Genomic DNA, 13319 nt, shown 5'->3' on the forward strand with positions numbered 1-13319 from the left:
GGACATCCGACATCAGAGATTGAGTAGCGGAATGTCTGAGCTGAAGTCATGTCCATGGCTGTTCTTCTTTCCTTTACATCGACGAGGCCTTTATCGAGCTGAGCGAACGCTGGGCGGGCGACTTGGTGGCCTATGGCCACCAAGTCCGCGAGCGGGTGCAGCAGTGGACCGGGCTGACCGTGGGGGTCGGCATCGGCCCCACCAAGACGCTCGCCAAGCTCGCCAACTACGCCGCCAAGAAGTGGCCCGCCACGGGCGGTGTGGTCGATCTGCGGGATGAAGGACGCCGCGTCAGGCTGATGGCGATCACCCCGGTAGACGAGGTATGGGGTATTGGTCGGCGGCTCACCGCCAAGCTGGAGACCCAGGGCATCAAGACCGTGGCGGAACTGGTCGCCGCCGACCCCAAGAGCCTGCGCCGCCGCTATGGCGTGGTGGTCGAGCGCACGGTGCAGGAACTGCGGGGGATACCCTGCGCTGAGCTGGTGCAAGTGGCCCAGGCCAAACAGCAGATTATCTGCTCGCGTTCGTTTGGGGAGCGCATCACCCAGATCGGCCCCATGCATCAGGCTCTGGCGGGTTACATGGAGCGGGCCGCCGAGAAATTGCGAGGGGAGGGGATGTGCTGCCGCCATGTCACCCTGTTCATTCGCACCAGCCCATTCAGCGACCGGGAGCCCTATTACGGCAACCAGGTGAGCAGCAGGCTGGTCATGCCCACCCATGACACCCGGGCGCTGCTGGCTCTTATCCCCGAGCTACTCCCCCGCATCTGGCGTGACGAGCAGCGTTATCAGAAGGGAGGCGTGATGCTGGCCGACTTCACCCCCGCCAACATGCAACAGGGCGACCTGTTCGCAGCTGAGCTGCAATCTCCGCGCAGTGAGGCGCTGATGCAGGTCATCGACAAGATCAATCAGGGGAGGCTTGGTAAAGTCTTCTTCGCGGCCCGAGGCCAAGAGAACAGAGAATGGATGATGAAGCGAGAGCAGTTGAGCCCTCGTTATACCACTGCCCTACATGAATTGCCGATCGCAATGACATAACCATGATTTTGAGTGATGAGGGGAAAAACCATTCCACTAAAGATGAGTTATTTCCCTCCTTCTTCGGCTGTTTTCCCAAAATGCAAAGCGGACTGTCGCCCCGCCCATGAATCCGGCTATCAATCAGCTACCGGTCAAGATAGCCAGCCACCCCAGCGCTTGTGCCGAAAGCACTCCTCCGGCGCCTTCCAGGATCGCCCGCACACTGTTGGCCAAGGTTCCAATCAACGGCCAGCTCGGCGTGGGGGCGTCGGCCTGCGCCTGCAGGGCTGCATGCTTGGCCTGCAAATCGGCGTGTGCCGATACCGATAGCGTTCCCTCGGCGTTCACCTGCTGGAGCCAGGCCAGCAAGAAGACAGAGCATCGGTCTTTTGCTCGCCGGACACTGTCTGCTGTTGATGGCCCCCGGGCGAGTTCAGCTGAATTTGAACACCAGTCGCATTCCCTCCGATGTGTATGCTCACCGGCGCCACCTGCCGTTCTTGCGGAGTGACGCTCATGCTGTCCCCCTGAACACCGGAAGCGGCCAAAGCGAGTGCCCAGTCTAGCACCCGCTCCTGCACCGCCGCGATGAGGGCCCGCATCTGGACCGTCGGCATACAAATCTCCACCTCCCGTTCGGTACCGATTTCGGCCATCAGCAAGCTCATGAGCTCAGGGGGGAATCGGACCCTCAGTGCTTTGCCGGTTGCGGCCAGCTCAGCCAGCTCGCTTGCGGGCAGCGAGAGCGGGCAAGTTTGCCACTGTACCGCCCGCTCGGTGTTGGCAACTGACAGCAAGTGGTGGGACCCTGCCTGCCAGTACGCCAGATTCCCGCGCCGCTGGCGATAACGGGGCACACCGCAGCCGTCAGGATAGCCCTGTAGCTCATGGTCAAGCCAGATGATTGCCTCGGGCTGTTGGAGCAGACGTGCCACCACCTTTGCCATGCGCAGCAACTTAGTGATTTCAACGTTCGGATCGCTGGCCAGGGTGATGAGTTCGGGAACATGGGCAGGCATGGGGTGCTCCTGGGCAATAGTGGGGGCCTATTGTACCCGGTTTCGGTCGTGCGGGTTGTAGTGCTACAAGCGGAGAGGATCCGCTCCGGGTCAAAAAAAAGGGAGGCCGAAGCCTCCCTCCAAAAAGTCACTTTTTGAACCAGTTTCACTGGCCTACGTGTAGGTGAAAGTGAAGAGAAATCTTCACTTGATACACGCAGATCAGCATCAAACCGCTAGCGATAATCATGCTTGATAGCATATCGATCTCCATATCAAATCAGGTGAATCCGTTCACCTGAGGGTTATTGGCCTCCTGGCTAGCCATAAGACTCGCTCTTGTGCCCGTGTTGACATTATACACCCTGCCCCCCAACATTTTTCATAAATTCATGATAAATCATGTAGATAATATATAATTCTCACGCTGGTATCACTCGCCCCCAATACTTGACCAGCCCTGTTTATCTACGAAGTATTCCCCGCGTCCACAATATGGGCTGCACCAGTTGATCTGGCTTGTATCTCGCAACGCCACCCGCCGCACGAAGAAAACGTGGCCTGCTGCCTCTGCCGGACTAGCTCAGTGGCCGTTAAGGGTTGCCAGCCACTTCAGCACCAGTTCGCTCAGAACCCCGCCGCCGGCTCCTTCCAGAATCGCCGCAACAGTGCTGGCCACCGCAGCGATCACCGGCCATTTCCACTTGGGGGCGGCGGTCTGGGCCTTGATAGTATCCAGCTCGCTCTGAAGCACATTGCCGTTTGCCAGCTGCAGTGGCTTCTCCTGCGCCACCCCAGGCTGGTCCGTAGCCTTCTGCCCGCCGGTGATGGTTTGCTGTTGCTGGCCCCCGGGCGAGCTCACCATCAGTTGACCACCGTTGAACCCGCCCTCGATGCGAATGGTAACCGGCGCCAGCGGCTGGGGCGAGGAGGGCATTTCGTCCCCCTCGATCCCGGCCTCAACCAAGTCGAGCACCCAGGTCAACAGTTGGTCCCGGACCGCATCAACAAGTGCGCGGATCTGATTGCCGCCAACCACCCGTACCGGCTCCATTGAGATATTCAGGTCTTGCATCAGCATGGCCATCATCTCCGGCGGGAGAACCATGCTCACATTTTTCCCGGGAATAGCCACGTCTTCCAACCCGCTGATGGGCTGACCAATGCTGCATGTCGAGACAGCTTCTGCGAATTCAGGGTGGTCGATGATGATGGGGATCAGCCCTCGAAAGGGATTCCGAGCTTTCAATTCACAGCGTATGACACGATAGGAGGGCAGCTTGGCATCATCCGGATAGCCCCGCAGCTCATGGTCGATCCAGGTAGCCCACTCAGCCTGTTTTAGCATACGGGCGACCACCTTGGCCTTGCGGAGCAGATCGGTGGTCTTAACTGCCGGATCACCGGCCAGGGCAATCAGGTCAGATAGCGAGGTGGACATCGAGGTGCTCCTGGGCGACAAGGGAGGTCCAGTGTACCCGATCTGGCCCGGTCAGTTGCAACGCTGCAAGCGGGTCGGATACAGCCGGTCCGCTCTGGCTGGATTTGAGCTTGGCTTTGTCCGTTGGCCCCAGTATGCAAAGCGGGGCCGCAGCCCCGCTCATACCCCGACGATAGCGATCAGCCGCCGCTCAAGCTGGCCAGCCACTTCAGCACCAGCTCGCTCAGCACCCCGCCGCCGGCGCCTTGCAGCACGGCCAGCACGCTACTACCGGCCAGCACGACGATCAGCGGCCATTTCCGCTTGGCGGTGGCGGCCTGGGGCTTGAGGGTGTTCTGCTCGCTCTGCCGCGTGTCGCGGTCTGCCGGCTGCCGTGGTGCATCCGCGCTCCCCTGCGCCAACCCGGACGGGCCCGCGGCCTTCTGCTCGCCGGTGACGGTTTGCTGTTGCTGGCCTCCCGGCGAGCTCACCATGACTTGGCCACCGTGGAACCCGCCCTCGATGTGAACGGTCACCGGCGCCAACGGCTGGGGTGGGGAGGGCATCCCGTCCCCCTCGATCCCGGCCTTGGCCAGCTCGAGTGCCCAGTCCAACACCTTGTCACGGACTTGAGCTACGACGGCCTGCAGTTGGGATGCGTCCAGTTGATGCACGACCTGGTACTGATCGCGGGCTTTCGCTGACAAGCCATCGTAAACGCGATGCCCAGAGGGGAGTTGCACATAGAGGGTGCCTTGTGACCCCAGCGCCTCCAACTTGCTGATCGAATCAAAACAGAGGTGAGCCTGAGCGGGAATCTCACCGTCAGTTTGGAACGTAAACAGATCAGTCAATTCGCCTGTCTGGACATCCCGCAGGTACACCGGGGCACGGATAAAACGGTATAGAGGAAGAGGATCTGACTCACGGTAGCCCCGCAGCTCCAGGTCGATCCAGGCTAACTGGTCGGATAGCTGGCACCGGTGGGCGATCACCTTGGCCTTGCGCAGCAGATCGGCTGTCTTGACGGCCGGATCGCTGGCCTGGGCGATGAGTTCAGGGAGTGGGGCGGGCATCCAGGCGCTCCTAGGCGACAAAAGAGCCCCAGTGTACCCGATTTGGCCTGCGCGATTGCAGCGCTGCAAGCGGGGCGGACCCCGCTCGCCCTCGCTGACCCGATTGGGGGTGGGCTTTGGCCGCTGACCAAGAAAGCAAAGCGGGGCCGCAGCCCCGCCCATGCCCCGATACCGCTCAGCTACCGGTCAAGGTTGCTAGCCACCCCATCGCCTGCGCCGCCAGCACTCCGCCGCCAGCGCCTTCCAGAATTGCCCGCACACTCCCGGCCACGGCACCGATCACCGGCCATTTGGGGTTGTGGGAGGCAGCCTGGGCCTTGAGCGTATCCATCTCGACCTGCAGCTCCGCGCACATCTCCCGCTGCAGTTGCCCTTGTGCGATCACCTGCGCCAGCCACGGCAACAATGCCGCCAGGGCGGCCTCTTTCTGCGCACTTGTCACCGTCTGCTGTTGTTGGCCACCGGGCGAGTCCTGCATAAACTGAAAACCGGTCGCATTCCCCCCGATGTGAATGTTCACCGGCGCTAGCTGCTTGGCCTGCTGCTGTTCCTGTGGGGTGAAACTCATGCCTTCCCCCTGGATCCCTGCATCAGCCAGGTCAAGCGCCCAGCCAAGCACCTTGTCTCTGATCAGTTCAAGGAGTCCGCGCAGTTGGCTGGTTGCCAGTACGACCTCCGGTGTCATTGGCATATCCCCCTGCATTGCCATAATTTCCGCAGCAACGTTTGGAGGAAACAAGTACCTGACAATCCCATGCTCAGCGGTCGCCAACACTTCCAGCTCGCCGACCGGTTTGACAAACCGACAGGTTGATAATGATTCGATCAGCCCCGGAGAGTCGGACATAAGCGGGATCAGTCCCCGAATGGGATTTCTTACCTTCAATTCTCCCCGTAGCAACCGGTAGGGCGGTAACTCAACACCATCGGGATAGCCCTGCAGCTCATAGTTGATCCAGGCAGCCCATTCCGGCTGCTTTAGCTGACGTGCGGCCACCCATGCCTTGCGTAGCAGGTCGGCGGTCTTGATGGTCGGATCGCTGGCCATGGCGATGAGTTCAGGGATAAGGGCGGGCATTGATGCGTTCCTGGGCAAAATGGGAGCCCCCATTGTACCCGTTTTCGGTCGTGCGGATTGCAGTGCTGCAAACGGCAGGATCCCGGCTCCTCGCTGGCCCGATTTTGGGCGGGCTTGAGCCGCTGACCAAGAAAGCAAACGCCCCGCATAAGCAGGGCGTGATCTGGGCACCATCGTTACAGGCCGTACTGGCCCACCTCGTGGATCCATTTTGTATCGTCATTGCCTGGCCGAGCCGCGGTATACCCTGCCCAACAGAAGAACAGCAGGGCGCCTATCACCAGCAACACCTGCACAACCGTGAACCCCGCTCTGGCGCCATAACGATTTTTTTTCAACGCATCCAGTATCCAGATCCCAGCGGCAACAAACAGCAGGATCAGCAGCGCTGTCATGCCCTCCTGTCTGATCCCCGCGATCAGCATCTTCAACGCATCCCAAACCCAAACCATCATGTCACCCTCCAGAACTACCAAGCCACGCCGTTTAGCGCAAAATACTGTATCCATATACAGTCTCGCAAGCGTACCATGCCGCCCCGCTCGAGCGCACCACCGACCATCCTCCCTTGTCGAGTGAGCGGCGGGATCAGCGCAGCGCGGCAGCCGTCCCCCGCGCTATCAGCTGCCGCTCAAGGTGGCCAGCCAGCCCAGCGCCTGCGCCGCCAACACTCCACCGCCGGCGCCTTCCAGCACCACCCGCACACTGCCGGCCACGGCGCCGATCACCGGCCATTTTGGGTTAGGGGAGGCGGCCTGGGCCTTGAGGGTGTCCAGTTCGGCCTGCAACTCAGCACACGCCTCTCCCTGCAACTGCCCTTGCGCGATCACCTGCTGCAGCCACGGCAACAAGGCAGCCAGCGCCTCGGCCTTCTGCTCGCCTGTCGCTGTCTGCTGTTGCTGGCCGCCGGGCGAGCTCTGCATGAACTGAAAACCGGTCGCATTCCCCCCGATGTGAATGTTCACCGGCGCCAGCTGCTGGGCTTGCTGCTGCTCCTGGGGGGTAAAGCTCATCCCGTCCCCCTGGATCCCTGCATCAGCCAAGTCAAGCGCCCAAGTCAGCAGCTTGTCTCGGACCGCCTCAATAAGCCCACGAACTTGGTTTGACCCCAAGGCGAGTTCTGGCACCCCTGGCAGTGAAAGCTCTTGTATCAGAAATTGGCTCTGTTCGGGGGTGAAGAACGAACGAACAACTTCACCAGGTACAGCCAGGTCCTCCAAGGCCCCCATCGGATGACCAAACCGGGATTCCGTTATTAACCTGTTCATCTCGGCATTCCTAATTGGCAATGGAAGCCTCCCATGACCAGGCACATCGACTTTGAGCTCACCTTGCAGCACACGGTAGGGCGGTAAATCCCCGGACTGCGGATAGCCTTGCAGTTCATGGTCTATCCAGGTGGCCCACTCGGGCTGCTTGAGCAAGCGGGCGGCCACCATAGCCTTGCGCAGCAGGTCGGTAGTTTTGACGGTCGGATCGCTGGCCATGGCGATCAGCTCGGGGATAAGGGCGGGCATCGGGTGCTCCTAGGGGTCGACAAGGGGGGCCCATTGTACCCGGTTTGGCCCTGTCGATTGCAGCGCTGCGAGCGGGGCGGACCCCGCTCGCCCTCGCTGACCCGATTGGGGGCGGGCTTTGGCCGCTTACCAAGAAAGCAAACGCCCTGCATAAGCAGGGCGTGATCTGGGCACCATCGTTACAGGCCGTACTGGCCCACCTCGTGGATCCATTTTGTATCGTCATCGCTTGGCCGAGTCGCTGTATACCCTGCCCAACAGAAGAACAGCAGGGCGCCTATCACCAGCAACACCTGCACAACCATGAACCCCGCGCCGGCGCCATAACGATTATTTTTCAACTTCTCCAGTATCCCGATCCCAGCGGCAACTAACAGCACGATCAACAGCGCTGTCATACCCTCCTGTCTGATCCCCGCTATCAGCATCCTCAACGCATCCCAAACCCAATCCATCATGTCACCCTCCAGAACAACCAGGCCGCACCGTTGTGCGCAAAGCACTGTATCCATATACAGTCTCTTTAGCGTACCATGCCGCCACGCACGAGCGCACCACCGACCATCACTCCTTCGTCGAGTGAGCGGCGGGATCAGCGCTGGGCGGTAAGGGATGGCATCGGTTCGCCATCGCGCACCCACCAGCCGGCAAGCACAGCGCGGCAGTGTCCTTTTGCCCTTGGCTTTGGCCGTTGGCCCGGAAAACAAAGCGGGGCCGCAGCCCCGCTCATACCCCGACGATAGCGATCAGCCGCCGCTCAAGCTGGCCAGCCACTTCAGCACCAGCTCGCTCAGCACCCCGCCGCCGGCGCCTTGCAGCACGGCCAGCAGGCTACTACCGGCCAGCACGACGATCAGCGGCCATTTCCGCTTGGCGGTGGCGACCTGGGGCTTGAGGCTGTCCTGCTCGCGCTGCCGCGTGTCGAGGTCTGCCGGCTGCCGTGGTGCATCCGTGCTCCCCTGCGCCAACCCGGACGGGCCCGCGGCCTTCTGCTCGCCGGTAACTGTTTGCTGTTGCTGACCTCCCGGCGAGCTCACCATGACTTGGCCACCGTGGAACCCGCCCTCGATGTGAAAGGTCACCGGCGCCAACGGCTGAGGTGGGGAGGGCATCTTGTCCTCCTCGATCCCGGCCTCGGCCAGGTCGAGTGCCCTGCTCAGCAGCTTGTCCCGCACGGCATCGATAAGGCCTCGTACCTGGTTAACCCCCAGCACCCGCTCCGGCACCCTCGAGATCCGCAGTGCCTGCATCATCTCGACGGCCACATCTGCAGCAAAGCAAAAACTCAGGGGTTTCCCTGGTATCACCGCCTCTTCCAGCGGGCCAACAGGCTGGCCACACCGGCACCAGGTATAAAGGTAGGCCACCTGGGGATCATCAAACTGGATCGGGATCAGCCTACGCGCGGAGTCTCTGGCCATCAGCTCACACCGCATCTGGCGGTAGGGTGGCAACTCTACCTCATCGGGATAGCCCTGCAGCTCATACCCGATCCAGGTAGCCCACTCGGGTTGCTTGAGCCGGCGGGCGACCACCAGGGCCTTGCGCAGCAGATCGGCGGTCTTGACGGTCGGATCGCTGGCCAGGGCGATCAGGTCAGATAGCGGGGTGGGCATCGAGGTGCTCCAGGGCGACAAGGGAGGCCCAGTGTACCCGATTTGTCACGGTTGATTGCAGCGCTGCAAGCGGCAGGATCCCGGTCCCTCGCGGTGTCGGATTTGGGGCGGGCTTTTGCCGCTGACCAAGAAAGTAAAAGCCCCGCAGGGCGGGGCAATGTGTGACGGCAAGGCCGGTGATCACGGTCGGGGCGGGGGGGCAGTCACCTGACCTTGTGGAAGATGATGAGGATCAGGGGGACGCAGATCAGGAAGCCCAGGGAGGCCGCGTCAAACACCACGCCGGTGGCTTGCATCACCGCGTCCATCATGGCGCGGTGATACTCCAACGAGACGGGGCCAGTCCCGATCACGCTCTCCTTCTCAGCAATGTGCCCGAAGCTGGTAGAAGCCACCCCCAGCCAGAGGTAATAGCCCAGGGAAACCAGCGCAATGCCGGCCCAACGTAACACGGTTTTACTCTTACTTGCTGATATGACTTTATCCATCTAGTCGTCCATCCACCGCGCCACCGGAATACGGTTTCCGCCATCCACACGACACCTTTCAGAATAATCACAGCGAAAAATAGTACCGCTATATATTATGTCATCACTTATTGCCGCCCATGTTACTATATTTAGTTTTTCTATTTTCGACCCACCTCACAACTAATAAATATGAAAAGTAAAGCGCGGCGAATGAAATCACTGAGCCAAAATAAAGAAAATAAATCATGTCGTACACGCCATTGACTAGGCGGCTATACTCAGTGCCAATTAAATCAAACTCTAATCCATATTTTATATTGACCAATACGAGAACCAATATTGCGCTCATGATTATAAAATGAATCACAAAGGGCATTGCCACCCCTGTTATTTTAAGGATTTTCTTAATCATTGCTGCTACCTAATGAACCACCAAATGTCCCTGGGGAAACGCCACTTGAGCTGCCACCTGCAGCACCGGAACTATTGCCGGAGGAACCAAGGGTTTCTCCAATAGGTCCTGCACTCTTCATTGGCGATAAGCCCTCACCGTTCGGGATGGCTGTCTTCATAGCCGAAGTCACCTCAACTACAAGCATGTCAGAGCTTGAGGCTAGCTGTGACAGGTGGCGTTCGAGTGATGACGGTATGACGAAGTCCTCTGTGTACGTGTTCCCTATCGGCCCGTTGACAGTGAAGACGCTTGTCCCTGCCAGCTTCAACGCATCAACGGAAGTCGTTGTGCAGTTACTACCAGTTAGATCGTATTTATTTATCACTCTGCCAGTTTCTTTTATTTTATCTTTTTCTGGTTGAGTGGAACTGGAAAGCCATTTTCTTTGGAATATTGCCAACGTCAAATTTTCATCTACATCCATGATTTTAAATGCTCTCGCATTCATGCTATATAGTTCGTGTTGATAATACTCCCGAGCTTTTGCAAAGCCATATTGAATAAGTACGCCGTCACCGACAGGGGATACAGGATTACCATCAAATCGACCGTATGTGTATACGTGCATACTCCACTCTTTGTGGACTGAAATAAAGGCGTGCCCGGTTCCCTTTGTTTCAGTCCACAGAAATACACCGTTTGCTAAAATATCTCGTGGATTTTCGCAAATTTCATTTGCTATCCAATGCCCTTTGTTCGTTTCAATTAAGGTGACGCTGCCACGATCATCAGATCGAAAGCTTGAGGTTTTCTCGCCTTCCCATTCGCTTTTACCCCAGCGCTGCCATCCACCATTCCACCACTGCCCACTTCTGCTCGGATCCACATTTCCTCCACAGCCTTGCTTCCCAAAAAACCATTGTGCCATGTATGGGTAATCCGACCAACCGAGCGGATACCCAGACAAGTCACCGTCTGTCCGTTGCCGTACTGCAACTGGGAGCAGCGCTAGGCGGTAAGCGAGGACATCGGTTCGCCATCGCACACCCGCCAGCAGGTAAGCGCAGAGCGGTAGCCCTCCCCCGCGCCATCAGCTGCCGCTCAAGGTGGCCAGCCTGCCCAACACTGCTTCCGTCAGTACCCCGCTGCCGGCCCCTTCCAGGATCGCCCGCACACTGTTGGCCACGGCGCCGATCACCGGCCACTTGGGCTTAGGGGAGGCGGCCTGGGCCTTGAGGGTATCCAGCTCGGCCTGCAGCTCCGCACACGCTTCTCCCTGCAGTTGCCCTTGCGCGATCACCTGTTGTAGCCACGGCAACAAGGCCGCCAGGGCAACTTCCTTCTGTTCAATCGTCACAGTCTGCTGTTGCTGACCGCCGGGCGAGTTTTGCATCAACTGAAGACCATGAGCATCTCCATTGATGTGAATGTGGGTTACCGGCGCCACCTGCTGGGCTTGCTGCCGCTCTTGAGAAGTGAAGCTCATGCCTTCCCCCAAGATCCCCTCCTTTTCAAGCTGCAGTGCCCAATTCAAAACCTGATTTCTGACCGCCCCCAAGATCCGGTTCATGCTGGCCAACGTGAACCGACGAAGAGGGGTACAGTTCGTATCACATGCCGCCCGCAAGGCATCAGCTTCGCGCGGGGAAAATTGCATATGAATATCGTCAGATTCAGCACACCACCCCTCAATCTCGTCAACAGGCGTGTCAAAGTGGCAGAGTTGCCATCGAAATGCGGCCTCTGCAGACGGAAAGACCACCCCCTTCAGTCCATGGTGCCCATCGATCAGGACTTCTCCTTGTACATGCCGATAGACTGGGATGGCATCATCCGGCCCGTATCCATTGAGCTCGTGTCCAAGCCAGGTAACCCACTCGGGCAACTGCAGGCGGTGGGCCGCCACTAGGGCGCGGCGTAGCAGATCAGCGGTTTTAACGGCCGGATCGTTGGCCAGGGCAATCAGTTCGGGGATGAGTGCGGGCATGGACGTGCTCCTAAGCGATATTAGGCCCCCATTGTACTCGGTTTCGGTAGTTTGGATTGCAGGGCTGCAAACGGCAGGATCCCGCTCGTCCTCAATGGCCGGTTTTTCAAATCCCTCTTACTGCTATTAGCGTCTGGTGTACCATTCACGGGAGCAAACACCGCCATCCGGTTCGAACACCCCCATATGGCCAGATAGCCACGCACGGTGAAGCTCTGTGCCAACAATCAGCCTCCTCAACCAACGTGGCCATAGATGTTGCTGATATCCCTCAAGATATGCCCACAGAAGAATCCGCTTACTCATTTTTTCCTTTCTCAACGAGGTTGAGTGCATGGTAGGAGATACCTGCTAACTCCCGCCACACACATCACAATCAGGTTCGCCCGGTAGTACGTCGCCGGCCGGGGTCTTGTGCGGGGCGTCTTGTTCGGCGGCATGGCTGCCGAACAACCGACCCAGGCGGTTAACAAGGGTCATCGGGTGCGTCACCGTCATTGTCGCAAGATCAGATGCCGATACAGGGCATCCTCGATGCTCTGGCGCTGGTGCAGCACCAGCAGGATATAGGCCGCATCGGGCAGCACACTGTAGAGCACCCGGTAGCCCTTCTGATCGATACGCTCGCGCACATCGAGGCCATAGTCAGCGGTCGCCGGGCACTGGCGATAGAGCAGGGGATTGGCACTGATCGCCGCCACGGCCTCGGTCAGCAACGTCTCCACCAGGACGGCGGCCTGCTCGGGCCCGCAGTGCACCGCATTGAAGGCTTCGATGTCCTGCAGGCAGGTCAGCGCGGTCGCGGTCACGCGCACCGACAGCGTCATGTGCGGGCCGCCCGCAGCAGGGCCAGGGCTTCATCCTCGCTGTAGCTGCGACCTGGCCGGCCAATGTCCTGGGTGGCCAGGGCGACCAGCTTGACCAGCGCCTTATCTTCCCGCGCCTGGTGCAGATCGGCCAGCTCTTGGGAGCGGTCGGCGGCGGTGGTGATAAACAACTCGGGGGTGCCGTTCTTTGTGACGTAGACCCCGCCGCTGAAATTCTCTGGAGTGCCCAACGCCTCGCGCGCGGCGCGCTGGGACATGGCTTTGACGACTTCTCTCATGGCGTTATCTCTTACTGGTGTCCGTGATGGGATCAGTATACCCCTGCCCGGAACGCAGCGGTACAAAATTGATTACCAATATTACCCACTAACCCGCCGTGCCGGTTGTAGGGCTGCAAGTGGCAGGATCCCGGCCCCTCGCTGGCCAGATTTGGGGCGGGCTTTGGCCGCTGACCAAGACTCCCAAATCCCCTTAGCCATCCCCTCACCACAACATATGGTGCCTTTGCAGCTGGCCGGGGACACTATATCTAGTGGATCTGGCGAGGATCTGCCCCGCGCCGCGCCCTTCCTGGCTCCCCCCGCGCTTTTGACTTTTCGCACTATCCGGTAAAACTCCCAAACCGGCGCCGGGCCGGCGCGGATTTATTGGCCCTGACAGCGGCCCCCGGATCTGGCATCCTGCCGATCACCGACTTCCCCCCCGCGACGAGGATCCCGATGCAGATCACCCCGCTTGGCCATGGCCACCCCCTGGCCACCCTGCACCAGGGCGGCCCCCTGGTGCGCCCCGTTATCCCTTGGCCCATAAAGTGCGGGTGGTGCTGGCCGAGGCGTTGTTTCCCAAATTGATGCAGCTTGAATGGAACTAACTGAGGACTCGGTGATCTGATCACCACCATCCTCTTC

14 protein-coding genes and 1 pseudogene are annotated in these 13319 nt (G+C 59.5%); 1 reads left to right on the forward strand and 14 read right to left on the reverse strand.

All coding sequences use genetic code 11. From position 1 onward, the window contains the following. Positions 1–77 precede the first annotated feature (77 nt). Positions 78–1046, forward strand: a pseudogene (locus OKC29_RS22415) (DinB/UmuC family translesion DNA polymerase); the annotation flags it as partial. 326 nt (positions 1047–1372) lie between these two features. Here OKC29_RS22415 and OKC29_RS22420 read toward each other — a convergent pair. The 14 genes from OKC29_RS22420 to OKC29_RS22485 all read right to left on the reverse strand — a co-directional run bounded on the left by OKC29_RS22420 (position 1373) and on the right by OKC29_RS22485 (position 12689). Beyond that, the gene (locus tag OKC29_RS22420; RefSeq protein ID WP_134696313.1) at positions 1373–2047 is read right to left on the reverse strand and encodes an AbiTii domain-containing protein; all 675 of its coding nucleotides are present in this window, start codon (positions 2045–2047) and stop codon (positions 1373–1375) included. 562 nt (positions 2048–2609) lie between these two features. Further along, on the reverse strand, positions 2610–3467 hold the full coding sequence (locus OKC29_RS22425) for an AbiTii domain-containing protein (RefSeq protein WP_158656480.1): 858 nt from the start codon (positions 3465–3467) through the stop codon (positions 2610–2612). A gap of 179 nt (positions 3468–3646) precedes the next feature. Beyond that, positions 3647–4522, reverse strand: a complete 876-nt coding sequence (locus OKC29_RS22430; RefSeq protein ID WP_103828862.1) for an AbiTii domain-containing protein — start codon at positions 4520–4522, stop codon at positions 3647–3649. 175 nt (positions 4523–4697) lie between these two features. Next, a complete protein-coding gene (locus tag OKC29_RS22435) occupies positions 4698–5600 on the reverse strand; it encodes an AbiTii domain-containing protein (protein ID WP_228520268.1) in 903 nt (300 codons plus the stop codon). Positions 5601–5776: 176 nt separating this feature from the next. Next, on the reverse strand, positions 5777–6055 hold the full coding sequence (locus OKC29_RS22440) for a hypothetical protein (RefSeq protein WP_134749445.1): 279 nt from the start codon (positions 6053–6055) through the stop codon (positions 5777–5779). A 165-nt stretch (positions 6056–6220) separates the two neighbouring features. Then, entirely contained in the window at positions 6221–7117 is an 897-nt protein-coding gene (locus tag OKC29_RS22445) for an AbiTii domain-containing protein (RefSeq protein WP_228520267.1), read from the reverse strand. Positions 7118–7296: 179 nt separating this feature from the next. Then, entirely contained in the window at positions 7297–7575 is a 279-nt protein-coding gene (locus OKC29_RS22450) for a hypothetical protein (RefSeq protein WP_128344160.1), read from the reverse strand. A 288-nt stretch (positions 7576–7863) separates the two neighbouring features. Next, positions 7864–8733: an AbiTii domain-containing protein gene (locus OKC29_RS22455; RefSeq protein ID WP_167576804.1), complete on the reverse strand. Its 870-nt coding sequence runs from the start codon at positions 8731–8733 to the stop codon at positions 7864–7866. Between the two features lie 203 nt (positions 8734–8936). After that, positions 8937–9185, reverse strand: coding sequence for a hypothetical protein (locus OKC29_RS22460; protein WP_206618400.1), 249 nt, complete (start codon positions 9183–9185; stop codon positions 8937–8939). 139 nt (positions 9186–9324) lie between these two features. After that, entirely contained in the window at positions 9325–9615 is a 291-nt protein-coding gene (locus tag OKC29_RS22465; protein WP_181014934.1) for a hypothetical protein, read from the reverse strand. Next, a complete protein-coding gene (locus tag OKC29_RS22470) occupies positions 9608–10525 on the reverse strand; it encodes a hypothetical protein (RefSeq protein ID WP_194760742.1) in 918 nt (305 codons plus the stop codon). The genes OKC29_RS22465 and OKC29_RS22470 overlap by 8 nt, the downstream gene beginning before the upstream one ends. A 162-nt stretch (positions 10526–10687) precedes the next feature. Continuing rightward, entirely contained in the window at positions 10688–11584 is an 897-nt protein-coding gene (locus OKC29_RS22475; protein WP_103828859.1) for an AbiTii domain-containing protein, read from the reverse strand. 494 nt (positions 11585–12078) lie between these two features. Continuing rightward, the gene (locus tag OKC29_RS22480; RefSeq protein WP_134696310.1) at positions 12079–12411 is read right to left on the reverse strand and encodes a type II toxin-antitoxin system RelE/ParE family toxin; all 333 of its coding nucleotides are present in this window, start codon (positions 12409–12411) and stop codon (positions 12079–12081) included. Then, positions 12408–12689 (reverse strand): hypothetical protein, encoded by a 282-nt coding sequence (locus OKC29_RS22485; RefSeq protein ID WP_134696309.1) that lies wholly within the window; start codon positions 12687–12689, stop codon positions 12408–12410. The genes OKC29_RS22480 and OKC29_RS22485 overlap by 4 nt, the downstream gene beginning before the upstream one ends. Positions 12690–13319: the final 630 nt, after the last annotated feature.

It is taken from the genome of Aeromonas sp. QDB34, assembly GCF_027705405.1.
Taxonomy (GTDB): domain Bacteria; phylum Pseudomonadota; class Gammaproteobacteria; order Enterobacterales; family Aeromonadaceae; genus Aeromonas; species Aeromonas hydrophila.

Bases quoted from the DNA above. Each gene is read 5' to 3' on its own strand.
- OKC29_RS22480 (WP_134696310.1), bottom strand. From the start codon at position 12,411: ATGACGCTGTCGGTGCGCGTGACCGCGACCGCGCTGACCTGCCTGCAG.
- OKC29_RS22475 (WP_103828859.1), bottom strand. From the start codon at position 11,584: ATGCCCGCACTCATCCCCGAACTGATTGCCCTGGCCAACGATCCGGCC.
- OKC29_RS22430 (WP_103828862.1), bottom strand. From the start codon at position 4,522: ATGCCCGCCCCACTCCCTGAACTCATCGCCCAGGCCAGCGATCCGGCC.
- OKC29_RS22465 (WP_181014934.1), bottom strand. From the start codon at position 9,615: ATGATTAAGAAAATCCTTAAAATAACAGGGGTGGCAATGCCCTTTGTG.
- OKC29_RS22435 (WP_228520268.1), bottom strand. From the start codon at position 5,600: ATGCCCGCCCTTATCCCTGAACTCATCGCCATGGCCAGCGATCCGACC.
- OKC29_RS22470 (WP_194760742.1), bottom strand. From the start codon at position 10,525: ATGGCACAATGGTTTTTTGGGAAGCAAGGCTGTGGAGGAAATGTGGAT.
- OKC29_RS22455 (WP_167576804.1), bottom strand. From the start codon at position 8,733: ATGCCCACCCCGCTATCTGACCTGATCGCCCTGGCCAGCGATCCGACC.
- OKC29_RS22425 (WP_158656480.1), bottom strand. From the start codon at position 3,467: ATGTCCACCTCGCTATCTGACCTGATTGCCCTGGCCGGTGATCCGGCA.
- OKC29_RS22440 (WP_134749445.1), bottom strand. From the start codon at position 6,055: ATGATGGTTTGGGTTTGGGATGCGTTGAAGATGCTGATCGCGGGGATC.
- OKC29_RS22445 (WP_228520267.1), bottom strand. From the start codon at position 7,117: ATGCCCGCCCTTATCCCCGAGCTGATCGCCATGGCCAGCGATCCGACC.
- OKC29_RS22450 (WP_128344160.1), bottom strand. From the start codon at position 7,575: ATGATGGATTGGGTTTGGGATGCGTTGAGGATGCTGATAGCGGGGATC.
- OKC29_RS22485 (WP_134696309.1), bottom strand. From the start codon at position 12,689: ATGAGAGAAGTCGTCAAAGCCATGTCCCAGCGCGCCGCGCGCGAGGCG.
- OKC29_RS22420 (WP_134696313.1), bottom strand. From the start codon at position 2,047: ATGCCTGCCCATGTTCCCGAACTCATCACCCTGGCCAGCGATCCGAAC.